This window comes from Pseudonocardia sp. DR1-2, from assembly GCF_023717215.1.
Lineage (GTDB): Bacteria > Actinomycetota > Actinomycetes > Mycobacteriales > Pseudonocardiaceae > Pseudonocardia > Pseudonocardia alni.
This window is the reverse complement of sequence record NZ_JAMQOF010000001.1, coordinates 419,503-442,906: the sequence shown is the minus strand read 5'-3', so window position 1 is coordinate 442,906 and position 23,404 is coordinate 419,503. Positions and strand designations below refer to the sequence as shown.

Sequence of the window (23,404 nt, the reverse complement as noted above, 5' to 3'; positions counted from 1 at the left end):
CCGCGGCTCGTGGTGGCGCTGCGCCGGGCGGCGCTGTTCCTGGGCGCCTTCCTCGGGCCCTTCGGCGGTGGCCTGACCGCGGCGATGCTGCCGGAGCTGGGCGCCGACTTCGGCGTCCCGACGGCGACGGCGTCGGTGTCGATCACCGCGTACCTGCTGCCGTTCGCCGGGGTCATGCTCGTCTCGGGCACCCTCGGCGACCGGTGGGGACGGGGGCGCACCGTCGTCGCCGGGTACGCGCTCTACGTCGTCGCCTCGCTGGCCTGCGTGCTGGCGGTGTCCTGGCCGGTCTTCCTGGCCGGGCGGGCGCTGCAGGGTGTCGCGAACGCGTTCACCACTCCGGTGCTGCTGGCGGCGCTGGCCGCCGCGGTGGAGCCGGACCGGCTGGGCCGGGCGCTGGGCTGGTTCGGGTCGCTGCAGGCGGCCGGGCAGACCTCGGCGCCGCTGGCGGGCGGGCTGGGCGCCGAGGTGGACTGGCGGTGGGCCTTCTGGGGTGCGGCCGGCGTCGCGCTGCTGCTCGGCGTGGTCGGGATCCCCGGCGGCTCGGCCCGCGCCACCGGCGACGCCCGCCCCCGGCTGCGCTCGGCGTGGACCGGTCCGGTGCTGCGGCTCGGGCTGGTCGCGGCGATCGGCTGGGGCTGTCTGGCCGGGCTGAACTTCCTGCTCGCCCTGCGCCTGGAGGAGCAGTTCGGCCTGGGTGCGGGGCCGCGCGGGCTGGTGCTGACCGCGCTGGGGGTGGCCGGAATCCTCACCGCGCGTCTCATCGGCGGCGCGGTGGACCGGCTCGGCCCGCGCCGCTGCGTGCTGACCGGGGCCGTCGGGGGCGGCCTACTCGTCGCCCTGATCGGACTGGTGCCGGTGCTGGGCGTCGTCGTCGCGCTGTGGGCGCTGGGCGGTGTGTGCAGCCAGCTGATCCTGGTCGGGGTGAACGCACTGGTCCTCGGCCCGGCCGGAGGGGGCGGGGGCGGGGCGGTGTCGGTGGTGCAGGCGGTGCGCTTCGCCGGGACGGCCGCGTCACCGGTGGCGCTGACGCCGGTCTACCACGCGGACCCGCTGGTGGCGTTCTTCGCACCCGCGGCTCTGCTCGCGGCGGGCGTGCCGGCCGTCCTCGCGGTCGACCGGACGCGCCGCGCCTGAGTCTCACCCGTGGGCGTGCGCCCGCAGGTCGTCGAGGTCGACCCACTCGAGGGTGCGGGCGTGCGTCGCCTCGAGCACCACCGGCGGTGCGACGCCCTCGCGCAGCGCCTCGGCCCAGCGGCTCGCGCACAGGCACCACCGGTCCCCCGGCACCAGGCCGGGGAACCCGAACCGCGGGTTCGGGGTCGTCAGGTCGTTGCCCTGCTCGCGGGAGAAGTCGAGGAACTCGGCGGTGACGCGGGCGCAGACGGTGTGCACGCCCGCGTCCTCGCCCCCGGTGTCGCAGCATCCGTTGCGGTAGAAGCCGGTGAGCGGATCGGTCCCGCAGGTCTCCAGCTCACCGCCCAGCACGTTGAGGGCCATCCCCGGAGTGTCCCGGCCGGGCGCCCGCCCCGCCGGTCGGGACGGGTACCGGACCGGCTACAGGGTCACGCCGAGCAGCGCGTCCAGGGCGGTGCGCACCTGCTGCGGGGCCGTGGTGTCGGTGCCGCGGCGGGTGAGCGCCTCCTCGGCCCAGGCGTCGACGGCGGCGAGCGCACCGGGGGTGTCGAGGTCGTCGGCGAGGTGGGTCCGCAGCTTCGCGACCAGCTCGGCCGCGTCCGGCCCGGCGTCGAGGCCGACGGCCTCGCGCCAGCGGGTCACCCGCCGGTCGCCCTTCGCGTGCACCTCGTCGGTCCAGGACCGGTCGGTGCGGTAGTGCCCGTCGAGCAGGGCGACCCGGATGACGTTCGGGTCGACGCGGGCGTTGCGCAGCTTGGAGACGAAGACCAGGTTGCCCTTGGACTTCGACATCTTCTCGCCGTCGAGGCCGATCATGCCGGTGTGCACGTAGTGCCGGGCGAACGGGTGCTCACCGGTGAGGGACTCGGTGTGCAGGGCGCCGCACTCGTGGTGCGGGAAGATCAGGTCCGAGCCGCCGCCGTTGAGGTCGATCTGCGGGCCCAGCCGGTTCAGGCCGATCGCGGCGCACTCCACGTGCCAGCCGGGGCGTCCGCGGCCGAGGCCGGAGTCCCAGGCGGGCTCGCCGGGGCGCGCGGTGCGCCACAGCAGCGGGTCGAGCCGGTTGCGCTTGCCCGGCCGGTCCGGGTCGCCGCCGCGCTCGGCGGAGAACCTCAGCATGGTGTCGAGGTCGTAGTTCGACTCGTAGCCGAAGTGCCCGGTGGCGGTCACGTCGTGGTAGACGTCGGGGTACTCCGGGTCGTCGATCCGGTAGGCCGCGCCGGCGGCGACGAGCTTCTCGACCAGCTCGGCGATCTCGGGGATCGCCTCGACTGCACCGACGAACTGACGGGGCGGCAGGACCCGCAGCGCCTCCATGTCCTCACGGAACAGGGCGGTCTCGCGCAGGCCCAGCACGACCCAGTCGTCCTGGTCGCGCTCGGCGCGCTCCAGCAGCGGCTCGTCGATGTCGGTGACGTTCTGGACGTAGTGCACGTCGTGGCCGAGGTCGCGCCAGTAGCGGTTGACCAGGTCGAACGTCAGGTAGGTGGCGGCGTGGCCGAGGTGGGTCGCGTCGTAGGGGGTGATCCCGCAGACGTACATCGTCGCGACCGGGCCCGGCGCCGTGGGCCGGACCCGGCCGGTGGCGGTGTCGTGCAGGCGCAGCGGCGGGCCGCTGCCCTCCAGTGCCGGGACGTCGGTCGGGGCCCAGGTCTCCATGCGGTCAAACCTACCTAGCTCTCGGAAGCGGTCACGCATGCGAACGCGCGGCGTCCGTCGCAGATTCCGGTGCGGGCGCGGCCGGGTGCCGCAGCGAGAGCAGCAGGCCGAGCACCACGGTGATGACCAGCCCGATCGCGGTGTACCAGGTGAACCCGACCAGCTTCGGCGCGAGCAGGAACAGCGCGGCCATCACCGCGACCGCGACGGCGAACCCGATGATCGCGTCGGTCTGGCGGGCGCGGCGCACGAACAGCCCGAGGGCGAAGGCGCCGAGCAGGCCGCCGTAGGTGATCCCGGCGACGGACAGGCCGAGCTCGACGACCGGGTTGTCGGTGGAGGTGAACAGGTTCGCGAACACGATGAACACCAGGCCCCAGACCAGGGTGGTGAACCGCGACAGGCGCATGCCCTGCGCGCCGGTGAGCTCCCGGCCGGACACGGTCTGCACCAGGTCCACGACCGTCGAGGACGACAGGGCCGACAGCGACGAGCTCAGCGTGGACATCGCCGCCGCGAGGATGCCGGCGAGCAGCAGCCCCGACACCCCGGCGGGCAGGCCCTCGACGATGAAGCGCGGGAAGATCTCGTCGCCGGTCTGCAGGCCCATCTCCTGCGGGCTGCGGCCGCGGTAGTAGCCCCACAGGAACAGGCCGACCACCAGGAACAGCGCGAACTGCACGCCGACGACGACCGCGGAGAAGATCAGCGCCTTCTGCCCGTCGCGCACCGAGCGGCAGGACAGCAGGCGCTGCACGATGATCTGGTCGACGCCGTGGCTGGCCATCGACAGCAGCGCACCGCCGACGACGGCGGTCACGAACGCGTAGGGCGCCGAGACCGGGCTGGAGGTGAAGTCCAGCAGCTGGGTCTTGCCCGCGGCGGCGGCGTCGGCCCAGAAGCCGGGCGGCAGCTGCGGGCCGATGACGGCCAGCGCCACGATCCCGCCGGCGAGGTAGAGCCCCATCTGCATGACGTCGGTCCACACGACCGCCTTGATCCCGCCGACGTAGGTGTAGGCCACGGTCACCAGCGACAGCACGACGATGATCCAGAAGAACGACACGTCGATGCCGAGCCCGGCGAGGATGACCTTGACCGGGATGGCGGCGGCGAACATCCGCACGCCGTCGGCGAGCAGGCGGGTCAGCAGGAACGCCACCGAGGCGGTGCCCTGCATACCCCGGCCGAACCGCTGCCCCAGGAAGCCGTAGGCGGTCGTGAGCCGGCCCGCGGCGTAGCGCGGCAGCAGCACGAACGCGACGACGATCCGGCCGAGCAGGTAGCCCAGCGCCAGCTGCAGGTAGGTCAGCGATCCGAGGTAGGCGACGGTGGGCACGCTGATCACCGTCAGCGCCGAGGTCTCGGTCGCGACGACCGACAGCGAGATGGCCCACCACGGCATCTCGCGGCCGCCGAGGAAGTAGTCCTCGTTCGACCGCTGCCGTCCGGACATCCACAGTCCGATGCCCAGTGAGACCACCAGGTAGGCGACGATGACGATCAGGTCGAGGGTGCGCAGCACGGCGGCTCCCGGGGTGTTCCGGCCGGCGGCACTGCCGGCCGGGGTGGGGGTGGGTGGGTCGGGTCAGACGACGACGCGCAGCCGCGACGGCGGCGGCGCCGGTTCGGGCAGGCGGAGTGGGCCGTCGCCGGGTGTGATGTGGCCGGCGGGAGTGGCGCGGCGCGCCCCGGTGCAGGACGGCAGGGTCGCCGGCACGCCGTGCCAGGTGAGCATGCCCAGCAGTGCGAACAGCAGAGCCTCCTTGCCGTCCGGCGGGAGACCGGCCGCGCCGACCCCGACCGGCGGGACGGGCAGCCTGCGGCCCAGCGCCGCGATCAGCGCCGGGTTGCGGGCACCGCCGCCGGACACGAGGACCTCGCCCGGTGCGTACGGGGCCAGCGCGTCGGCGACGGTGACGGCGGTGAGCTCGACCAGGGTGGCGAGCAGGTCGTCGAGGCGGTCGAGCAACGGGTGCCCGGCGCCCAGCACGCGGGCGACGTGGTGGGCGTCGAACAGCTCCTTGCCGGTGCTCTTGGGCGCGGGTGCCGCGTAGTACGGCTCGGCCAGCAGCCGCGTCAGCGCCGCCTCGTCGACGACACCGCGGGTGGCCCGGACGCCCCCGGTGTCGGCGTGCTCACCGGTGGCGGCGCGCACCGCCGCGTCGAGCAGGGCGTTGGCGGGTCCGGTGTCGAAGGCGACCGGGTCGCCGTCGGCGGGCACGACGGTGACGTTGGCGATCCCGCCGAGGTTGAGCGCGGCCGCCGCGGTACCGGGGGCGGTGCGACCGCGCAGCAGCAGGACGTCCAGGACGCAGGCCAGCGGCGCGCCCTGCCCGCCTGCGGCGACGTCGCGGGCGCGCAGGTCCGACACGACCGGCAGCCCGGTGGCTTCGGCGATCCACGCCGGCTGGCCGAGCTGCAGGGTGCCGCGCACGCGACCGTCCTCGACCCAGTGGAACAGGGTCTGCCCGTGCGAGGCGACGAGGTCGGCGCGGCCCCCGGCCAGCTCCACCCCCGTGCGGGCCGCGTCGGCGAAGGCCCGGCCCAGGCCGGTGTCGATGCGGGTGACCGACTCCAGGGTGGTGGGGGCGGGCGGCAGGGCGTCGAGGACGGCGGCGCGCAGGCCGGGGTCGAACGCGACCTCGGTGTGCCCCAGCGTCCGCAGCACGACCTCACCGCCGTCGAGGGTCAGTTCGGCGGCGGCGACGTCGATGCCGTCGACCGAGGTCCCCGACGAGAGCCCGACGACGATCACCGTGCCACCCCGGCGGCGACGGCGGCCGCCACCCGGCCGTCCGCGGCGGCGAGCAGCGCGCCCGCGCCGCCGGCGTCGACGCCGGCGAGCAGCGCGACGATCGCGGTCTTGGCATGCCCGCCGGCGTCGTCGAGCGCGGCCCGCACGGCGTCCGGGGCGGCACCGGTGGCCTCGCCGACGATCCGCTCCGCCCGTACCCGCAGCTTCAGGTTGGTGGCGGCGACGTCGACCATGAGGTTGCCGTGCACCTTGCCCAGCCGGACCATCACCGCGGTCGACAGCGCGGTCAGGGTCATCTTCTGGCTGGTCCCGGCCTTCATCCGGGTCGAGCCCGCGACGATCTCCGGACCGGTGCGCAGGGTGATGGCGACGTCGGCGAGCTCGGCCACCGGCCCGCCGGGGTTGTTCACGACGCAGGCCGTGGCCGCCCCGGCCGCCCCGGCGGCCTCCAGCAGCGCGCGGGCGTAGGGGGTGCGGCCCGAAGCGGTGATCGCGACGACGACGTCGTCCGGGCCGGGGCACAGCGCGGCCAGATCGGCGCGGGCGGCGGCCGTGTCGTCCTCCGCGCCCTCGACCGCCTCGGTCATCGCACCGGGCCCGCCGGCGAGCAGCGCGACGACCCGGTCCTCGCCGACGCCGTAGGTGGGCGCCAGCTCGGTCGCGTCGAGCACGGCGAGCCGCCCCGCGGTGCCGGCGCCGCCGTAGACCAGGCGACCGCCGCGGGCGAGCCGCTCCACGGCGAGCTCGGCGACGGCGGCGATCCGCGGTGCCTCGGCCCGGACCGCGGCGACGACGACGGCGTCCTCGGCGGTGATGAGGTCGACGATCCGCCGGGTGGACCACTGGTCCAGGTCCGCGAGGTCGGGGCGGGACCGCTCGGTGTCCAGGGCACCCAGCTCCTCGGTCGGGCGGCCGGGCACGGTCACGGGACGACCACGGGCAGCGGGACGAGCAGGGCGTGGTGGGGCACGGTCGGGTCCTCCAGGAGCAGGCGGGCGCCGTCGAGGGCGTCGCCGAGCGGTGCGGTGCGGGTCAGTCGGCGGGCGGCGAGCGCTGCGTCCAGCGGGTCGGTCAGGACGGCACCGGCGGCGAGCAGGCCACCGCCGCAGGCCACCGGTCGGTCGGGGCCCCCGGCCGGACCGCCGGCGGGTCCCAGCCGGTCGCAGGCGGCCGCGGCGGTGGTGGCGAGGTCGTCGGCGGCGCGGGCGACCAGCGCGAGGGCCTCGGGCAGTCCGTCGGCGGCCGCGGCGACCACGTCACGCGCGAAGGCGGCGACCGCGCGGGCCGGGTTGTCCGCGCCGTGCACCAGCGCCGGCAGGCGGTCCGGGTCGCCGTAGCGGTCGCGGGCGTGGTCCAGCAGGCGCGGCGACCCGCCGGGACGGCCGTCGTGGGCGCGCAGCGCGGCGGCCAGACCGGCGCGGCCCAGTGCGTGGCCGCTGCCGTCGTCGCCGAGCAGCGGACCCCAGCCGTCGACACGGGAGACGGCACCGTCCGGGCCGACGGCGAGCGCGACGGTCCCGGTGCCGGCCGCCAGCACGACCCCCGGGGCGCCGCCCAGGGCGCCGGCGTGCCAGGTCGTCATGTCGCTGGTCAGCAACACCCGCAGGTCCGCGCCGAGCCGGTCGTGCAGCCCGGCGGCGAACGCGGCGCCCTGCCCGGGCGCGCTCGCCAGCCCGGCCAGTCCCGCGGCGACGGCGACCGGACGCCGCTCGCCCGCCCGGTCCGCGGCGGCCAGCGTCCCCAGCACGGCGTCGACGGCGGCCAGGGCGCGCGCGACGCCGTCGCGGTCGGCGAGCCCGCCCGAGCCGGGCCCCTCGGCCCGGGCGACGACGGCACCGCCCGGCTCGGCCAGTGCGGCCCGGCAGCCGGTCTTGCCCAGGTCCAGCAGCAGCAGGCGGGTCATCGGTCTCCCCCGGCCGGGACCGGCACGGACACCGGCGCGATCTCGGTCTCGATCCGGTAGCGGTCCCCGCGGTAGACGGCGCGGACGAACTCCAGCACGCGGCCGCCCTCGTCACGGGTGGTGCGCTCGAACAGCAGGGCGGGGCTGTGCACCGGCACCGCGAGCAGCGCGGACTCCGCGGCGTCGGTGACGGTCGGCTCGATCGACTGCCGGCCGCCCGCGACGGCGTGGCCGTATCCGGCGAGCAGCTCGTAGTACGACGCGCCGGCCAGCGTGGCCTCGTCCAGGCCGGGCACGAGGTCGCCCGGTACGTGCAGTGTCTCCAGGGCCATCGGCTCGCCGTCGGCCAGGCGCAGCCGCAGCGCACGGACCACCGGGGCATCCGGGGAGAGCTCCAGGCGGCGGCCCAGACGCGGGCCCGCGACGCCGGTCTCGAACTCCACGATCCGGGTGACCGGCTCCATCCCCCGGTCCCGCATGTCGGCGGAGAACGAGGTCGCGGTGAGCGCCTGCCCGATCCGCGGGCCGACGGCGAACACCCCGGCGCCCTGCCGGCGGCGCAGCCGCCCGGCCGCGACGAGCTCGTCCACGGCCCGGCGCAGGGTGGTGCGCGACACCCCGACCTCCCGGGCGAGCTCGCGCTCGGGCGGCAGGGGCTCCCCCGCCGCCATCGCGTCGACGCGCTCACGCAGCTCGTCGTGCAACCGGCGGTACTTCATCGACCCTCCTGGTCCGAAGCTGGACCATTGGTACAGTTCTGCGAGCCGAATCGCAAGCCCCTCCGCCGCGAGGGGCGCGGTGCGGGAGCGCTGCACGCCACCTACCCGGTGGAGTTCCGGCTCGGCCTGCCGGCCGCGCGGGAGGGCGCCACCGGCTCGCGGTTCGCCCGGCCCCTGGTCGCCACCGGGTGCGGCCACGGCCGCGCCACCGCCCGGGAGCGACCCGGCCGTCACCGGGGTGCGGTGCCGAGGAGGTCAGGTCCGGCCGTAGCCCGGGTGCACGCCCGGCGTCAGTCCCTGGTGCCCGGCGATCCGCGCCAGCAGCTCCCGCAGGGTCTCGCGCTCGGCCGGGTCGAGTGCGGCGAGCAGCTCGTCGTCGTGGGCGCGGGCCACCTCGGCGACGCGACCGAGCATCCGCTCCCCCTCGGCCGTCGGGTGCAACGCGTACAGCCTGCGGTCGTCGGGATTGCGCCGCCGCTCGACCAGGCCGCGCGCGGCCAGCCCGTCGACCAGCGCGACGAGCCGGCTGGGTGGCATCCCCAGGTACCCGGCCAGCTCCTGCTGGGACCGTCCGGGCCCGGTCGCGACGGCGCGGAGCAGGCCGGTCTGCGGCGCAGTGAGGTCGAGCTCGGCCACTCGCTCGGCGAACCGGGCCGCGGCGTGGGCGCCGAGCTGCGCCAGCAGGAACGCGGAACCGGCCCGCGGGATCGTCGCCACGACGGAACCGTATCACTTGACAAACGGTGTACACCGATAATCGTTCGCTGTTGTAACGATTACAGGAGACACCGATGACCTCCACGATGCACACCGTGCGCGGTGGCCCGCCGCTGCTCGTCCCGGCGGCCGCGTTCGCCCTGCTCACCGCGGGCGCAGCGGTGATCGGCGCGGCCGGACCCCGCCCGGACACCGCCCCCGCCGACGTCCTCGCCGACGCCGTGGCCCGCCCCGGCGCGATCGCCCTGAGCGCGGCGCTGCTGCTCGGATCGGGGATCCCGCTCGTCGTCTACGCGGCCACTGCGCTGCGCCGCATCGAGGGCGCCGGGCTCGCCGTGCCGGGACCGGTCATGGCGTTCGCCGGCGCGGTGCTGGCCGCCGCGTCGCTCTCGGTGTCGGCGCTCGCCGGGTGGGCGGGCGCCGCCGTCGCACCACTGGGCGACCCGGTCCTGGCCCGCCTGCTGGCGACCCTCTGGTTCGGCGCCGGCGGGCCGGGGTCCGTCGCACCCCTGGGGCTGGTCCTGCTCGGCCTCTCCGTTCCCGTCCTGCTCGGTGGGCTCGCCCCGCGGTGGGTCGGCTGGGCCGGCGTCGTCGTCGGCGGGTGCGCGCTGGCGAGCGTGTCGGCGCTGGCCACGCCGGTGCTCTACCCGCTGCTGCCGGTGGGACGCTTCGGCGGTCTGCTCGTGCTGCTCGCCCTCGCCGGCACGCTGCGCCCGGCGCGCCGCGGTGTCCCGTCGTGACCCGGCCGTTCCGGTTCGGGGTGGTCGCCGCGGCGTACGGCACCGGCGACGACTGGGTGCGCCGGGCCCGCCGGGTGTCCGAGCTCGGCTTCGCCACCCTGCTGACCCCCGACACCCTGTCCACACACGCACCGATGCCGGCGCTCGCCACCGCGGCGGCCGCGGTGCCGGGGCTGGGCGTGTGCCCGTTCGTGCTGGCCGCGCCGCTGCGGACACCCGGTCTCCTCGCCTGGGAGGCGCGGTCGATGGCCGCGCTCACCGGCGGGCGGTTCGAGCTCGGCCTGGGCACCGGCCGTCCGGATGCCCGGGCCGACGCCGAGCGGCTCGGCGTCACCTGGGGCACCGGACCGCAGCGGCTCGATGCCCTGCGGGCCACCGTCGCGGCGCTGCGGGACGGCGAGGCGGCGGAGACGGGCGCGGCGCGGACCCCGGTGCTCGTCGCCGCGTCCGGCCCGCGGGCGCTCGCCGCGGCCGCGGCCGCGGCCGACACGGTCGTGCTCGCCGCGCGCCCCACCGCCTCACGCGACCAGGTCGCGGCGATGGCCGCGGCGCTGCGCGGGCACGACGTGGAGATCGCGACGAACCTGTTCGCGGTCGGCGACGACCTCCCACCCGACACCGCGCTCCGGGCCGGTCCGGACGGCGAGCGCCTGCTGCGCGAGCCGGGGTGTCCGGCGCGGCTCCACGGCTCGGTCACCGCGATGGCCGACGAGCTGCGCCGGCGCCGCGACGAGTGGGGGCTCAGCTACGTCGCGGTCGGCGAGCGGTACGCCCCGGCGCTCGCCCCGGTCGTCGCCGCGCTGGCCGGCACCTGAGGCGCGGACGCGCAGGTCACCACCACTCGACGTCGAGCTTGGACTCGATGTCGCGGACGTGCCGGCGGGCGCAGGCCGGGCACAGCCGGCCGTCGCGGCCGCGCTCGTCGCGGTCGGTCACCCAGCCCGCGACGGCGGCGACCCCGGCGTCGTCGGGACCGGGTGCGCCGCAGAGGCGGCAGGCGGACGGCGTCACGCCCGCGATGGTGCTCCGGCGGCCCGGTCGGTGTCGAGCGCCGCGCGGCGCCGGCCGACCCGGTCGGCGATCATCGCGCACGCCATCAGCTGGATCTGGTGGAACAGCATGAGCGGCAGCACCACCAGCGCCCCGGCGGGGCCGCCGAACAGCACACCGGCGATCGGCAGCCCGCTGGCCAGCGACTTCTTCGACCCGCAGAACGCGATCGCGATGCGGTCGGCGTCGTCGAAACCGAGCGCGCGGGCCCCGAGCGAGGTCACCACGAGCGCCAGCGCGAGCAGCACCAGGCAGATCCCGAGCAGCACGAGCAGCGAGACCGGGGTGAGCCGTCCCCAGATCCCGGCGACGACGCCCTCGCTGAACGCGGCGTAGACGACGAGCAGGATCGACCCGCGGTCCACCAGCGACAGCCGCTTCTTGTGCCGGGCCACGAACCGCCCGATCAGCGGCCGTGCGGCCTGCCCGGCGAGGAAAGGCACCAGCAGGCGCAGCGCGATGTCACCGAAGCTCGACGCGTCGAACCCGCCGCTGGTGGCCAGCAGCAGCGCGGCCAGCACGGGGGTGAGGACCACCCCGAGCACGTTCGACACCGACGCCGCGACGATCGCGGCGGGCACGTTGCCGCGGGCGATGCCGGTGAAGGCGATCGAGGACTGCACGGTCGACGGCAGACAGCACAGGAACACGACGCCGGCGGCGAGCGGCGCGGGCAGCAGCCACTCCGGCAGCAGCAGCACCGACAGGCCGAGCAGTGGGAACAGCACGAACGTCGCCGCCAGGACGGTGCCGTGCAGCCGCCAGTTCCGCAGCCCGCCCAGCGCCTCGGCGGCGGAGAGGCGGGCGCCGTAGAGGAAGAACAGCAGGGCGATCGCGGCGGTGACGGCGACGTCCACGACCCCGACCAGCGCGCCGCGCGCGGGGAACAGCGACGCGACGCCGACGGTCACGAGGAGCAACACCAGGAACGGATCGGGACGGACTCGCATGGGTTCCATCCTGCAAGCCGTCCGCCCATCGGGAAACCGACTGATCACCATGACTGTGTCCGCGATCTATGATGACCGGGTGCTCGACCCCGTCCAGCTGCGGTCCTTCGCCGCCGTCGCGCGTGCCCGCAGCTTCACCCGGGCCGCCGCCACGCTCGGCGTCGGCCAGTCCACCGTGAGCCAGCACGTGCGGCGCCTGGAGGCGACGGTCGGCCGCCCGCTGCTCGACCGCGACACCCACTCGGTGTCGCTCACCGTCGACGGCGAGGCGATGCTGGAGTTCGCCGCCACCATCCTCGACGCGGGTGACCGGGCGATGGCGCACTTCCGGGCGTCGCGGGTGCACGGCCGGGTGCGGTTCGGGGTGTCGGAGGACCTGGTCCTGACCCGGCTGCCCGCGGTGCTCGCGGACTTCCGCCGCCGCCACCCCGAGGTCGACCTGGAGCTGACCGTCGGCCTGGCCGGCGGGCTCGAACACCGCCTCGACGCCGGGGAACTGGACCTGATGTTCGCCAAGCGCCTCCCCGGCCCCGACGACGGCCGGCTGGTCGTCCGCCGCGACCGCTTCGTCTGGGTCGGGGCGCCCGGACTGCCGCTCGGCCCCGGCGACCCGGTACCGGTCGTCGCCTATCCCCCGCCGAGCCTGTCGCGCACCGCCGCCGTCGGGGCCCTGGAGGCGGTCGGGCGGCCGTGGCGGATGGCCTGCACCAGCGGCAGCCTGTCCGGCCTGCGGGCCGCCGCCCTAGCCGGTCTGGGCGTGCTCGCGCACGCCGCGACGCTGGTCCCCGACGGGCTGGAGGTCGTCGGGGACCGTGCCGGGCTGCCCGAGCTGGGCCCGGTCGAGCTGGTGCTCGCGCACGGGCGGCGGCGCAGCGACCCGGCCGAGGCGCTGGTCCGCAGCATCCGCACCGCAGACCTCCGTCCGGAGTCGTGGACACCCCCGAACGGCGGCTAGGGTCCCGGTCCGTGCGCCGCCTGCCGATCGTCCTGCTGCTCGCGATGCTGGTCGCCGGATGCGGTGCGCCCGCCGCACCGGGGTCCCCGACGCTGGACCGGGTCACGTCGTCGCACGTGCTGCGGGTCTGCTCCACCGGGGACTACCGGCCGCTGACCGCACTGGCCGCGGACGGCACCTGGTCCGGGATCGACGTCGACATGGCCCGCGACCTCGCCGCCGAGCTCGGTGCCCGCGCCGAGCTGGTCCGCACGACCTGGGCGACCCTGCTCGACGACGTCGTCGCCGGACGCTGCGACATCGCCGTCGGCGGCGTCTCGGTCACCCCGGACCGCGCGGAGCGGGCCGTGTTCACCGAGCCCTACCTGCGCGACGGCAAGACGCCGATCGCGCGCTGTCCCGACGTCGCCCGCTACGGCACGGTCGCCGACATCGACCGGCCCGGCGTGCGGGTCGTGGTGAACCCGGGCGGGACCAACGAGCGCTTCGCCCGGGCGACCTTCACCCGCGCGACGATCGTGGACCACCCGGACAACTCCACGATCTTCGACGAGATCGTGGCCGGCCGGGCGGACCTGATGGTCACCGACGCGATCGAGACCCGCTGGCAGGCCGCGCAGCACCCCGGCGTGCTCTGCGCGGTGCACCCCGACGCCCCGTTCACCGACTCGGAGAAGGCCTACCTGACCCCGGCCGGGGACCCGGCGTTCACCGAGCGGGTGAACACCTGGCTGCGCACGGCGCGCACCGACGGCACCTGGGACCGCCTCGCCCGCCCCTGGCTCGGCTGAGTCCACACCCCCTGCCCAGCGGCCACACCCGGTACGACAGGTGTGGTCGCCGGTGAACGGGTGTGGCTGTCGGACCCCTGTGCGACGGTGCGGGCATGCGCATCGTGGTGACGACACCGACCGGCACCGTCGGCTCCCGGCTGCTGCGCCTGCTCGTACAGGCCGGGCTGCACCCGGTGGCCCTGCTCCGCGACCCGGCCACGCTGCCCCCGGACCTCGCCGGGCTGGTCGAGCCGGTGGTCGCGGACCAGACCGACGCCGACGCCGTCGTCGGCGCCACGCTCGGCGCGGACCGGCTGTACTGGGTGAACCCGCCCGCACCGCCCGGCACCGACCCGATCGCCCACCAGGGAGCCTGCGCCGCAGTCGTCGCGGAGGCCGTGCGCCGCAACGGGATCGGCGCGACGGTGCTGCAGAGCAGCGGTGGCGCGGAGCTGCGCCGCGGCGCCGGGGACATCGACGGCCTGGCCGCGACCGAGCAGGCGCTCGACGCGACCGGCGCCCCGGTGCTGCACCTGCGGTGCGGCTACTTCATGTCGAACCTGCTGATGTCGGCCGACGAGATCGCCGGCGGGACGCTGTCGACGCCGTGGCCGGTCGGCCACCCCCTGCCGTGGGTCGCACCGGCCGACATCGCCGCCGTCGCCGCGGTGCGACTGCTCGGGCCGGTGTGGTCGGGGCGATTGGTGCAGGCCGTGCACGGACCGGCGGACCTGACGTTCGACGACGCGGCGGCGGTGCTCACCGAGGTCCTGGGCCACCCGGTCCGTGCGGTGCCGCTCGGGAGCCGGGAGTTCCGGGAGATCCTGGCCGGGGCCGGGATGACCCCGGCCGAGGTCGACGGGATCGCCGGGATGGCGGAGGGGCTCGCCGCCCCCGGGTACGTGCCCGAGCAGCGCCGCGACGGGGTCTCGACGACCCCGACGACCCTGCGGAGCTGGGCCGTCGAACACCTGCGCGCCCCGGAACCCGCCTGACCACAGCGGGCCGCGCCGTCCGGCCCCTCCGCGCCGCCGTGGCGACCGCCGACGTGCCGTGGCACCCGACGCACGGGGTGCCACGGCACGCGACCGGGCCGCCGCGCGGGTCGACGATCCGCGGCAGCCGGCCGGCAGCCGACGCTGCTGCTCAGCCGGTGCGGCGGCGCAGGTAGTCCGACACCACCTCGGCACCGAGACCGTCCAGGTCGGGCTGCACCACCCGTCCCCCGGCGCGGCGGGCGAGCCGGTTCACGAACGACAGCAGCCCGGGGTCGTCGCCGAGCACGAAGAACGTGAACGCCGCGTCCATCCCGATCAGCCGGTCCAGCCCGTCCACGGTCGCCCGCAGCGTGTACGGGCTGGGCGGGTAGTCGAAGAACGCCTCGCCGTCGCGTTCCAGGTGCGCGGTCGGCTCGCCGTCGGTCACCACCAGGACGACCGGCGTCGCGTCGGGCTGGCGGGCCAGCCGTTCCCGGGCCAGGAGCAGGGCGTGGTGCAGGTTGGTGCCCTGCATGTACACGCCCTCCAGCCCGATCAGCTCGGCCAGGTCCACGGTCTGGGCGTGCCGCCCGAAGGTGATCAGCGACAGGTCGTCGCCGCGGAACCGCGTGGAGATGAGCTGGTGCAGCGCCAGCGCGGTGCGCTTCATCGGCACCCACCTGCCCTCGGCCACCATCGACCACGACGTGTCGACCAGCAGCGTCACCGCGGCACGGGTGCGCTGCTCGGTCTCGACGATCTCGACGTCGGACACGTCGAGTGCCCGGTCGTCGCCGCCGGCGCGGCGCAGCTGGGCGTTGAGCAGGGTCCGCGGCACCGACCAGGCCTGGGTGTCACCGAAGGCCCACGGCCGGGTCGCCCCGGTCGCGTCGCCGGCGGCACCGGAGCGCCGGGTGTCGCGCTGCCCCTGGCGCCCGGAGATCCGGTCGGCGACGTCGCGCAGCACCGACTGCCCGAGGGTCCGCAGCGCCTTGGGCGAGAGCATCAGCGAGCCGTCGGGGGCGCGGCGGAACAGGTCCTGGCGCTGCAGCTCGCGCTCCAGCTCGGCCAGGGTGCGGGCGTCGGCGGCGGCCTCCGGGCCGAGCATCTCGGTGAGCGCGTCGAGGTCGATGTCCTCCATCCGCGCGCCGGGGTAGCTCTGCGCGAGCTGTTCGGCCAGTGCGTCGAGCTGCCCCAGCTCCTCCATCGCGCGGGTCGCCTCGCCCATGCCCATCGGGTTCTCGCCGCGGAAGTCGCCCTCCCCCGACCAGTCCTCGCCCGGGCGCAGGCCCTGCAGCTGGGCGTCGAGCCGGGCCAGCGACTGCGACAGCCGCGGGTCGCCGAACGCCTGCTGGGCCAGCTCGGCCAGCTCGGCGCGCTGCTCGGCCGACATCGAGTTCATCATCCGCTGGGCCGCGGCGGACCGGGCGGCGAGCGCGTCGACCAGCTCCTCGGTGTTCTGCGGGTTCTCCGGGAAGTGCTCGCCGTGCTTGCCCATGAACTCGGCGAACTGCTCGGTGGTGTCCTCGCCGCGTGCGTGCCGGTCGAGCAGGTCGTTGAGGTCGTCGAGCATGGCGTTGATCCGCTCGACGTCCTCCGGCGTGGCGTTCTGCATGGCCTGCTTCATGCCCTCGAAGCGCTGGTCGAGCAGCTCCCGGCCGAGCAGGTCGCGGATCTCCTGGTAGGCCTCGCGGGCGTCGGAGGACCGCCAGTCGTAGGAGCTCAGCTCCCGCACCGAGCCGCCGGTGTCGGGCGGCAGGGCGTCGAGCTGCATCTCGCGGAACCGCGCGTCGTCGGAGTCCTCGTTGCCCAGCGCCTCGCGCTCGGCGTCCAGCGCCCGTTGCAGCAGCTCTCGGACCTCCTGCAGCGTCCCGTCGATGCGGTTGTCGCGCTGCAGGTCCCGGCGCCGCTCCCACACCCGGCGGGTGAGGTCGTCGAGCCCGCGCCGCCCGTCGAGGCCGCGACGGAGCAGCTCCTGCAGCGCCTGGCGCGGCGAGGAGCCCTCCATGACGTCGCGGCCGATCTGGTCCATCGCCGCCCGGATGTCGTACGGCGGCGCCAGCGGGTCGGGCCCGCCCGCGTAGGGGCCGTAGGCGTACCGGCGGCGACGACGCCTGGGATCAGCCATACGACACCGTGTCACCGTCGTCGGACTCGTCCTTGGCCAGCTTGCGGGTCAGGAACAGGTACTCCAGCGCCAGCTCCGCGGCCGAGGCCATCGGGCCCGGGTCTTCGGTGCCCGCGGCGCCGAGCTTCGCGGCGATCTCGGTGAGGGCGTCGACCTGTGGCAGCGCGGCGACGACGTCCTTCGCCGGGATCCGCTCGCCGGTCCGGACCGGGCGGGTCGAGACCGCGACGGCCAGTTCGTCGAGGTCGACCCCGCGCAGCGCGAACCGGGCGGTGTCGGCGGTCGCGCGGCGCAGCAGGTGCTCGAGCACCTCGTCCTCGCGACCCTCCTCCCCCGACGCGAACTCGATCTTGCCGCGGAGCACCGCGGGGACCGACTCGAGGTCGACGGGCCGGGCGTAGGGGGTCTCCTCGCCGGTCAGCGCGGCACGGCGCAACGCCGCGGCGGCGACGGTCTCGGCCGCGGCCACGGCGAACCGGGCCGAGACGCCGGACCCCTGGTCGACCGCGGACGAGTCGCGCAGGTGCCGGGTGAACCGGGCGACGACCTCGAGCAGGTGCCGCGGCACCTCGGCGACGAGGTCGGCCTCCTGCGCGACGAGCTCGACCTCGGGGGCCAGCTCCAGCGGGTAGTGGGTGCGCACCTCGGCGCCGAACCGGTCCTTGAGCGGGGTGATGATCCGCCCGCGGTTGGTGTAGTCCTCGGGGTTCGCGCTGGCCACGAGCAGCACGTCCAGCGGCAGCCGCAGCGTGTAGCCGCGGACCTGGATGTCGCGCTCCTCCATCACGTTGAGCAGTGCGACCTGGATGCGTTCGGCCAGGTCGGGCAGCTCGTTGATGGCGACGATGCCGCGGTGGGACCGCGGGACGAGCCCGAAGTGGATGGTCTCGGGGTCGCCCAGCGAGCGGCCCTCGGCGACCTTGACCGGGTCGACGTCGCCGATCAGGTCGGCGACCGAGGTGTCGGGCGTCGCGAGCTTCTCGGTGTAGCGGTGGTCGCGGTGCACCCAGGCGACCGGCAGGTCGTCGCCGAGCTCGGCGGCGCGCCGGATCGAGGCGGGCACGATCGGCTCGTAGGGGTGCTCGCCGATCTCGGAGCCCTCGATGACGGGGGTCCACTCGTCGAGCAGGCCGGCCAGCGACCGCAGCAGGCGGGTCTTGCCCTGGCCCCGCTCACCGAGCAGGACGAGGTCGTGACCGGCGATGAGGGCCCGCTCGAGCTGCGGGACGACGGTGTCGTCGAAGCCGACGATGCCGGGCCAGGGGTCGCGGCCCTCGCGCAGGGCCACCAGGAGGTTGTCGCGGATCTCGTGCTTCACGGGGCGCTGTACATGACCGGACGCACGCAGCGCACCGACGGTACGGGGAAGGTCAGGTGTGACGGGCACGATCTCCACGCTACGCCCGGTTCCGGACTGCAGCGCGTCGTCGCGGAACCGTGTTCCGCGGACCGGACCTGGAATCTGTCTGGTTGTACAGATAGTTTGTCGGGTATGGCCGAGCCCACCCCCGACGGGCGACGACGACGCGGCGCCGACACCCGTCGCGCGCTGGTGCGGGCCGCCGTCGACGTCGTCACCGCGCACGGCTTCGACCGGCTGACGCTGCGCCAGGTCGCGGACCGGGCCGGTGCCTCGGCCGCGTCGGCGACCTACCACTTCGGCACCGTCGACGCGCTGCTGGAGGCGGTCGCCGTCGAGCTGGAGCACGACGCCGTCGCACGGCTGGGCGAGCTGACCCGCCGGGCCCGCGCCGGTGACCTGACGCTGCTCGACGCCTGCACCGCCTACCTGGTCGACCTGCTCGGCCCCCGCCGCCCGGTGTTCCTGACCATGCTGGAGCTGCGCGTCCGCGTCGCCCGGGGCCACGGCGGCACCGCCACCGGCCCGGCCGCCGCGGAACCCGACGCGGCGCTGGTCGACCTCATCCAGGACCACGTCGGGAACCGGGAACGGGCCCGCGAGCTGTTCGCCGGGGTCTTCGGGCTGTCCGCGCTGGCCGTGTTCGCCCCCGTCCCACCGGGCGAGCGCGAGCTGCGGGCCCGGATGGCCCGGCTGCTCGCCGGAGCCGGGCTCACCACCCACGACGACCGCGCCGTCCCGCAGGAGACCCCGCACGAGACCCAGGAGGACCGGTTCCCGTGACCGCCACCCGACCCCCCGGCGCGCCCGACCGCGATGCCCTCGCCGCCCGCTTCGGCCCTCGGCGGGCCGACCTCGCGGTACGCGCCCGGACCGCGGGCGACCCGCTCGCCGACGCCGTCGTCGCCGAGATCCGCGCCGCGGGCCGCGAGGACGGCCGCGCGCTCACCGCGGCGCTGCAGCGCGGCATCCGCGACGGGCTCGCCTCGCTGACCGGGCCCTCCCCCGCCCTCGCGGCCCTGCTCACCTCGGCCGAGTCGGTGCCCGCGGGCAGCGACCCCGCGATCCTCGACACCGGGATACGGCCCATGTTCACCGCACCGCCCGCGGTGCACACCCTGTCCCTGTCGGCCGGGGCGCTGCTGCGCACCTACGGCTCCCCGTCGATCGCGGTGCTGCTCGGCACCACCGGACGGCTGGTGGAGTCCGCCGAGCGCCGCCTCACCGAGACCGGCACCTGGCTGCTCGCCGCCACCCTGCCCGGCGGCATGCGCCCCGGCAGCCCCGGCTACGTCGGCACCCTGCAGGTCCGCATGCTGCACGCCCACATGCGCGTGCTCGCCCGCGACCGCGGCCTCGACGAGGCCGTGCACGGCACCCCGGTCAACCAGGTCGACCTGGTCCGGACCTGGCTGGACTTCACCCTCGTCTCGATGCGGGCCGAGGCGACGATCGGGTTCGGGCTCACCCCCGCCGAGACCGCCGAGGTCTACGCCTGCTGGCAGCTGCTGGCCCACCAGCTCGGCATCGACCCCGAGCTGGTCCGCGACGTCGCCTCGCACGCCGACGCCGAGGAGCTCGACGCGCTGGTCACCGCCGTCACCGGACCGCCGGCACCCGAGTCACGCGCGCTGGCCGGGGCGCTGATCGGGGCCGTCGCTGCGCTGCTCGTGCAGCCGCTGCGTCTGCCCGTGCCCCAGGGACGCCGTCTGCTGCAGGCGCTGGCCCGGCGCTTCCACGGCGCCGCGGTGACCACCGGGCTGGGCCTGCGGCGCAGCCCCGGCTGGGAGGTGGCCGTCGCCGTCCTGGGGCGGGTGGTCGCGGTGCAGCGCCGGTGGGTCCGGCGCAGCCCGGCGTCGCTGGAGGCCGCGCGGATCCGCAACATCGCCGCCACCCGGGCGCTGCTCGCCGAGGACCGCGGCGGCCCTTCCCTGTTCGAGACGCACGGCGCCTGAGGTCAGGCCGGGTCGTCCCACCAGCACGGGGACAGCCCGGCGGCCCCGACGGCCGCGGTCAGCGCGTCGCGGCGCCGGTCCGGCCCGACCAGGACCAGGCCGCCCCCGTGGCCCAGCGCGACCGCGACCCGGTCGGTCGGCTGCAGGTGCAGCCCCGGCCCGAGGTCCGGCGAGCCGAGCTGCGGGTAGGTGTCGGCGACGGCGAGCAGTGGCCCGCCCGGCCCGTCCCGGCGCCCCCACAGCGCGACGACGTGCGCGACCGACCAGTCCGGCCCCGGCCGGCCCCCGGCGTCGAGGTCGGCGACCGGGGTGGACGCGGCGACCAGGTCCCCGGTCCGCAGCGCGGCCAGCACGCCGACCGGGCCGTCGGCGGTGACGGCGTCGAGCAGCGCGCTCAGGCGCGCGGCCGTCCAGTCCCCCGCGGCCGGGACCGCGGCGAGCGACTCCCCGGAGAACTCCTCGACCGCACGACCGAGACCGGCCACCGGGGTGCCCGCCCGCTCGTCGTCCGCGGCGACCGGCAGGCCACGAAGGTAGCCGGTGTCCGCCGGCGCCCCGGGCGGCCGCGACGACACGTCGTCGCCGGCCCGCACCCGTGTGCCCGCCGCGTGCGCGAAGGCGGCCACCGTCGGTGCCGGCAGCGACGACAGCGCGGCCACGAGCAGCCGGGCGACGAACGGCCCGGCCAGCTGGTCGGGCTGGGGCAGCGACGCCGCGTGCACCCGCAGCAGCGCCTCCGCCCCGGGGAACGCACGGACCGGGCCGGGCACCGGAGTGCTCACGGGGCGACCAGCAGCCACACCGGCACCGCGACCAGCGCGAGGGCGACCAGCCGGATCAGCCCGTGCACGACGCGGGGCAGCGCGGGGGGCGGGGCGGTGATCCGGTCGATGCGGGCCTCCAACGCGTCGGTGAACGACGACAGCGCCGCCGCCGGCGCGGACCCGCCGACGGCCTTGAGCGCGGTCGCCAGCTCGGTGGGGTCGCACAGCCTGCGGGCGACGTCGTCGGCCCGCATCTCGATCAGCCGGGCCACCGCGAGCTGGGCGTGCACCATGCCGCGCACGAACGGCGCCGTCGCCCCCCACGCGACGAAGGGCAGCACGACCAGGTCGTGCCGCTCACGCAGGTGCGCCCGCTCGTGGGCCAGCACCGCGACGACACCGGCGGTGTCCAGAGCGTCCAGCACCCCCGCCGACACCACGAGCCGGGAGCTGCGCCCGGGCAGGCAGTAGGCGACCGGGACGGGATGGTCGAGGACACGCGTACCGGAGGCGTGCGGCCACGGCGTGGCGAGCACGTCGAGCAGGTCGCGGTGGCGACGGCGGGCCCGCAGCGTCCGCACCGTGGTGATCACCAGGACCGACAGCAGCCGCACCAGCACCCCGAGCGCGATCAACAGGGCGCCCACGTGCAGCGGGTCCATCCGGTCCGGCCACTCGCCCGCCGCCACCGATGCCGACAGCGCCGCCGCCGCGGTGGGCAGGCTGTGCCCCATCGGCGAGAGCCCGTAGGCCAGCCCCGCACCGAACAGAGAGATCCCGCCGCCGAGCCCGACGGCCTGCCACAGCAGCAGCGCTCCGACGGGGTCGCGGCCGGGCCAGCGTGCCCGGGCCAGGGCACGGCTGACCGGCTCGGCGAGCAGTACGCCGAGCAGTCCGAGTCCGAGCGCGGTCAGCTGCATCGCCTCACATCGTCGCGGAGTGCGCGGCGCGGCGCTGCATCACCCCCGCGATCGGACGGGCTCGTGGATCGCCGGCGGCTCAGCCGAGCAGGTCGCGCAACCGCGACCGCTCCTCCTCCGACATCGAGCCGAGGAACCGCGCGAGGGCGGCACCCCGGTCGGACGCGTCGTCGAGCGCGTCGGTCATCAGCTCGGCCACGTGGTCCTCCCGGCTGGCCACCGGGCGGTAGTGGTGGGCGCGGCCGTCGCGGATGCGCCGGACCAGCTGCTTGCGCTCGAGCCGGCCGAGGACGGTGAGCACGGTCGTCGTGGCCAGGTCGCGGTCGGCGAGCTGATCCTGCACCTCACGGGCGGTCATGTCCCGGTCGGTCTCCCAGAGGACGTTCATGACCGCCCGCTCCAACTCGCCCAGACTCGTCACGAAGGTCATCCTACGCGAACCTTTCTACTGCGCGTAGAACGCCTGCGGGAGATGGCTCACACCCGCGGTGCGACTCAGTGGATCTGCACCTGGTCGCCGACCTGCAGGTAGTCGAACCACTGGCGCGCATCGGTCTCGGCGAGCTTCACGCAGCCGGCCGACGGGGTCGAGAGGTCGCCCTGGTGGAAGGCGATACCGCCCTGGGCGAAGAACACCGACCACGGCATCTGGGTCAGCCGCTCCCGGCTGGTCCACTGCTCGGCCTTCCACTGCACGGCGAAGGTCCCGGTCGGTGTCGGGGCCTCCGGGTCGCCGGGGCGCATCGCGACCGGTCCGGCGACGACCTGACCGGCGTCGAACAGCCAGGTGGAGCGGCTCGCCAGATCCACACAGGCCCGCGCCGAGGAGGTGCACGGCGTGCCCGGGACGAGCGCGCCGGTGGCGACCTGCCGGTCGGTGGGATCGGGCTGCTCCGACGGCTCGGCCAGGGCGGGGCCCGCCAGGAGCCCGGCGGTCAGGGCCCCGGTCAGGGCGACGCCCACCGCGAGGAGCCCGGCGGTCCGGCTCCGTCCCCGTGCCCGCATCCGTCCGCCCTCCGTCGGGCGCACGGCCCACGTCCTCGGCCCGTCGGGCCCGACCGGATGCACAGTGCGACCGGCTGGTTCCCCACGGTAGCCCAACATGATCTTGAGCTGAACGGGTGAGCCGATACCGCCGATCGGCGGTGCACGAGATGCGTCGGACGGTCGCTGCGCCGTCCGGTCCCGCGGTCAGCGGCCCCGGAACGCCGGTGCGCGCTTCTCGGTCCGGGCGGCGCGCCCCTCGGCGATGTCCTCGGCGGCCCAGCATCCGCGGAACTCCGCGGTGAGGCCGTCGACCACCGCCGGGTCGGTGTGGCCGCCACGGCCGAACGCGTCCACCGAACGCTTGTTGTAGGCCAGGGTCAGCGGGGCCATGGTCGCGATGTCACGGGCCAGGGCGTGTGCGGCGTCGCGGTCGCCGAGGGTGTCGGCGAGACCGCGGGCGTGGGCGGTGGCGGCGTCGACGGTGGCGCAGGCCAGCAACAGGCTGCGGGCCGTGCCGCCGCCGGCGATCTGCACCAGGCGCTCGATCGTCCACGGGTCCACGGCCAGACCGAGCCGCGCGGTCGGCAGCCCGAACACCGCCTCCGGGGCGGCGACCCGCAGGTCGCAGGCCAGGGCCAGCTGCAGCCCGCCGCCGATCGCGGGCCCGGTCACCGCGGCCACGGTCGGCATCGGCAGGTCGGCGACCGCGTGCAGCCCGGTGTAGAGGGCGTCGAGGAACTCGTCGGTGTAGACCTCGCCGAAGTCGGCGCCGGAGCAGAACGCCGGCCCGTTCCCGGCGACGACCACCGCCCGCGCGCCGGCCGCGCGGACCTCGGCCGCGGCGTCGACCAGCTGCCGGCAGGTCGCGATGTCCAGGGCGTTGCGGCGCTCGGGGCGGTTCAGCTCGATCAGACCGACGTCGTCGTGGGTGCTCACGGAGATCACGGCCGGA

Annotated in this window: 25 protein-coding genes; 8 read left to right on the top strand and 17 right to left on the bottom strand. The window is 76.0% G+C overall.

What is annotated here, in order from left to right:
* The first annotated feature begins 9 nt into the window (after positions 1-9).
* A complete protein-coding gene (locus ND486_RS02065) occupies positions 10-1,137 on the top strand; it encodes an MFS transporter (RefSeq protein WP_251782486.1) in 1,128 nt (375 codons plus the stop codon).
* A gap of 3 nt (positions 1,138-1,140) precedes the next feature.
* On the opposite strand, the gene ND486_RS02060 is transcribed toward ND486_RS02065, so the two are convergent.
* The 8 genes from ND486_RS02060 to ND486_RS02025 form a co-directional block, all read right to left on the bottom strand.
* Entirely contained in the window at positions 1,141-1,500 is a 360-nt protein-coding gene (locus tag ND486_RS02060) for a DUF2237 family protein (protein ID WP_251782485.1), read from the bottom strand.
* A gap of 57 nt (positions 1,501-1,557) precedes the next feature.
* On the bottom strand, positions 1,558-2,796 hold the full coding sequence (mshC, locus tag ND486_RS02055; RefSeq protein WP_062395167.1) for a cysteine--1-D-myo-inosityl 2-amino-2-deoxy-alpha-D-glucopyranoside ligase: 1,239 nt from the start codon (positions 2,794-2,796) through the stop codon (positions 1,558-1,560).
* Between the two features lie 31 nt (positions 2,797-2,827).
* A complete protein-coding gene (locus ND486_RS02050; protein ID WP_251782986.1) occupies positions 2,828-4,318 on the bottom strand; it encodes a sodium:solute symporter in 1,491 nt (496 codons plus the stop codon).
* A gap of 66 nt (positions 4,319-4,384) precedes the next feature.
* Positions 4,385-5,554 carry an anhydro-N-acetylmuramic acid kinase gene (locus ND486_RS02045; RefSeq protein ID WP_251782484.1) on the bottom strand — a complete coding sequence of 390 codons (1,170 nt, stop codon included), beginning with the start codon at positions 5,552-5,554 and terminating at the stop codon, positions 4,385-4,387.
* On the bottom strand, positions 5,551-6,480 hold the full coding sequence (locus ND486_RS02040; protein ID WP_251782482.1) for an N-acetylmuramic acid 6-phosphate etherase: 930 nt from the start codon (positions 6,478-6,480) through the stop codon (positions 5,551-5,553). Before ND486_RS02040 ends, ND486_RS02045 begins: the two co-directional genes overlap by 4 nt.
* The gene (locus tag ND486_RS02035) at positions 6,477-7,457 is read right to left on the bottom strand and encodes a BadF/BadG/BcrA/BcrD ATPase family protein (protein WP_251782481.1); all 981 of its coding nucleotides are present in this window, start codon (positions 7,455-7,457) and stop codon (positions 6,477-6,479) included. The genes ND486_RS02040 and ND486_RS02035 overlap by 4 nt, the downstream gene beginning before the upstream one ends.
* Positions 7,454-8,176 (bottom strand): GntR family transcriptional regulator, encoded by a 723-nt coding sequence (locus ND486_RS02030; protein ID WP_251782480.1) that lies wholly within the window; start codon positions 8,174-8,176, stop codon positions 7,454-7,456. The genes ND486_RS02035 and ND486_RS02030 overlap by 4 nt, the downstream gene beginning before the upstream one ends.
* A gap of 255 nt (positions 8,177-8,431) precedes the next feature.
* Positions 8,432-8,893, bottom strand: coding sequence for a MarR family winged helix-turn-helix transcriptional regulator (locus ND486_RS02025; RefSeq protein ID WP_374231364.1), 462 nt, complete (start codon positions 8,891-8,893; stop codon positions 8,432-8,434).
* Between the two features lie 74 nt (positions 8,894-8,967).
* Between ND486_RS02025 and ND486_RS02020 the strand changes: the two genes are divergently transcribed.
* Together ND486_RS02020 and ND486_RS02015 are read left to right on the top strand one after the other, a co-directional pair.
* On the top strand, positions 8,968-9,633 hold the full coding sequence (locus ND486_RS02020) for a DUF4386 domain-containing protein (protein WP_251782479.1): 666 nt from the start codon (positions 8,968-8,970) through the stop codon (positions 9,631-9,633).
* Positions 9,630-10,448, top strand: coding sequence for an LLM class flavin-dependent oxidoreductase (locus ND486_RS02015; protein WP_251782478.1), 819 nt, complete (start codon positions 9,630-9,632; stop codon positions 10,446-10,448). The genes ND486_RS02020 and ND486_RS02015 overlap by 4 nt, the downstream gene beginning before the upstream one ends.
* Before the next feature lie 16 nt (positions 10,449-10,464).
* Here ND486_RS02015 and ND486_RS02010 read toward each other — a convergent pair whose 3' ends face one another.
* Positions 10,465-10,644, bottom strand: a complete 180-nt coding sequence (locus ND486_RS02010) for a hypothetical protein (protein WP_208820896.1) — start codon at positions 10,642-10,644, stop codon at positions 10,465-10,467.
* A complete protein-coding gene (locus ND486_RS02005) occupies positions 10,641-11,633 on the bottom strand; it encodes a bile acid:sodium symporter family protein (protein ID WP_251782477.1) in 993 nt (330 codons plus the stop codon). Before ND486_RS02005 ends, ND486_RS02010 begins: the two co-directional genes overlap by 4 nt.
* 79 nt (positions 11,634-11,712) lie before the next feature.
* Here ND486_RS02005 and ND486_RS02000 point away from each other — a divergent pair, with 79 nt between their 5' ends.
* From ND486_RS02000 to ND486_RS01990, 3 genes are all read left to right on the top strand, one after another.
* Entirely contained in the window at positions 11,713-12,588 is an 876-nt protein-coding gene (locus tag ND486_RS02000) for a LysR family transcriptional regulator (RefSeq protein WP_073575310.1), read from the top strand.
* Between the two features lie 11 nt (positions 12,589-12,599).
* Positions 12,600-13,379 (top strand): transporter substrate-binding domain-containing protein, encoded by a 780-nt coding sequence (locus tag ND486_RS01995; protein ID WP_251782476.1) that lies wholly within the window; start codon positions 12,600-12,602, stop codon positions 13,377-13,379.
* Positions 13,380-13,474: 95 nt separating this feature from the next.
* Positions 13,475-14,356 (top strand): NAD(P)H-binding protein, encoded by an 882-nt coding sequence (locus ND486_RS01990; RefSeq protein WP_251782475.1) that lies wholly within the window; start codon positions 13,475-13,477, stop codon positions 14,354-14,356.
* Positions 14,357-14,507: 151 nt separating this feature from the next.
* Here the strand turns inward: ND486_RS01990 and ND486_RS01985 are convergent, their stop codons facing one another.
* Together ND486_RS01985 and ND486_RS01980 are read right to left on the bottom strand one after the other, a co-directional pair.
* Positions 14,508-16,466 carry a VWA domain-containing protein gene (locus ND486_RS01985; RefSeq protein WP_251782473.1) on the bottom strand — a complete coding sequence of 653 codons (1,959 nt, stop codon included), beginning with the start codon at positions 16,464-16,466 and terminating at the stop codon, positions 14,508-14,510.
* Positions 16,459-17,853, bottom strand: a complete 1,395-nt coding sequence (locus tag ND486_RS01980) for a sigma 54-interacting transcriptional regulator (RefSeq protein WP_178373746.1) — start codon at positions 17,851-17,853, stop codon at positions 16,459-16,461. Before ND486_RS01980 ends, ND486_RS01985 begins: the two co-directional genes overlap by 8 nt.
* Before the next feature lie 105 nt (positions 17,854-17,958).
* Between ND486_RS01980 and ND486_RS01975 the strand changes: the two genes are divergently transcribed.
* Positions 17,959-18,609 (top strand): TetR/AcrR family transcriptional regulator, encoded by a 651-nt coding sequence (locus tag ND486_RS01975; protein ID WP_251782472.1) that lies wholly within the window; start codon positions 17,959-17,961, stop codon positions 18,607-18,609.
* Positions 18,606-19,781, top strand: a complete 1,176-nt coding sequence (locus tag ND486_RS01970; protein ID WP_251782471.1) for an oxygenase MpaB family protein — start codon at positions 18,606-18,608, stop codon at positions 19,779-19,781. The genes ND486_RS01975 and ND486_RS01970 overlap by 4 nt, the downstream gene beginning before the upstream one ends.
* Positions 19,782-19,783: 2 nt before the next feature.
* On the opposite strand, the gene ND486_RS01965 is transcribed toward ND486_RS01970, so the two are convergent.
* The 5 genes from ND486_RS01965 to ND486_RS01945 all read right to left on the bottom strand — a co-directional run bounded on the left by ND486_RS01965 (position 19,784) and on the right by ND486_RS01945 (position 23,397).
* Entirely contained in the window at positions 19,784-20,563 is a 780-nt protein-coding gene (locus ND486_RS01965) for a hypothetical protein (RefSeq protein ID WP_251782470.1), read from the bottom strand.
* On the bottom strand, positions 20,560-21,465 hold the full coding sequence (locus ND486_RS01960) for a M56 family metallopeptidase (protein WP_062395188.1): 906 nt from the start codon (positions 21,463-21,465) through the stop codon (positions 20,560-20,562). Before ND486_RS01960 ends, ND486_RS01965 begins: the two co-directional genes overlap by 4 nt.
* Positions 21,466-21,544: 79 nt before the next feature.
* The gene (locus tag ND486_RS01955) at positions 21,545-21,886 is read right to left on the bottom strand and encodes a BlaI/MecI/CopY family transcriptional regulator (RefSeq protein WP_100880464.1); all 342 of its coding nucleotides are present in this window, start codon (positions 21,884-21,886) and stop codon (positions 21,545-21,547) included.
* Between the two features lie 74 nt (positions 21,887-21,960).
* Entirely contained in the window at positions 21,961-22,470 is a 510-nt protein-coding gene (locus ND486_RS01950) for a L,D-transpeptidase (protein ID WP_251782469.1), read from the bottom strand.
* Between the two features lie 186 nt (positions 22,471-22,656).
* Positions 22,657-23,397, bottom strand: a complete 741-nt coding sequence (locus ND486_RS01945; RefSeq protein ID WP_062395196.1) for an enoyl-CoA hydratase — start codon at positions 23,395-23,397, stop codon at positions 22,657-22,659.
* Positions 23,398-23,404: the final 7 nt, after the last annotated feature.

Coding starts and splice junctions, on each gene's coding strand:
- ND486_RS02060 (WP_251782485.1), bottom strand. CDS start 1,500: ATGGCCCTCAACGTGCTGGGCGGTGAGCTGGAGACCTGCGGGACCGAT.
- mshC (WP_062395167.1), bottom strand. CDS start 2,796: ATGGAGACCTGGGCCCCGACCGACGTCCCGGCACTGGAGGGCAGCGGC.
- ND486_RS02035 (WP_251782481.1), bottom strand. CDS start 7,457: ATGACCCGCCTGCTGCTGCTGGACCTGGGCAAGACCGGCTGCCGGGCC.
- ND486_RS02030 (WP_251782480.1), bottom strand. CDS start 8,176: ATGAAGTACCGCCGGTTGCACGACGAGCTGCGTGAGCGCGTCGACGCG.
- ND486_RS02020 (WP_251782479.1), top strand. CDS start 8,968: ATGACCTCCACGATGCACACCGTGCGCGGTGGCCCGCCGCTGCTCGTC.
- ND486_RS02005 (WP_251782477.1), bottom strand. CDS start 11,633: ATGCGAGTCCGTCCCGATCCGTTCCTGGTGTTGCTCCTCGTGACCGTC.
- ND486_RS01990 (WP_251782475.1), top strand. CDS start 13,475: ATGCGCATCGTGGTGACGACACCGACCGGCACCGTCGGCTCCCGGCTG.
- ND486_RS01985 (WP_251782473.1), bottom strand. CDS start 16,466: ATGGCTGATCCCAGGCGTCGTCGCCGCCGGTACGCCTACGGCCCCTAC.
- ND486_RS01975 (WP_251782472.1), top strand. CDS start 17,959: ATGGCCGAGCCCACCCCCGACGGGCGACGACGACGCGGCGCCGACACC.
- ND486_RS01960 (WP_062395188.1), bottom strand. CDS start 21,465: ATGCAGCTGACCGCGCTCGGACTCGGACTGCTCGGCGTACTGCTCGCC.
- ND486_RS01950 (WP_251782469.1), bottom strand. CDS start 22,470: ATGCGGGCACGGGGACGGAGCCGGACCGCCGGGCTCCTCGCGGTGGGC.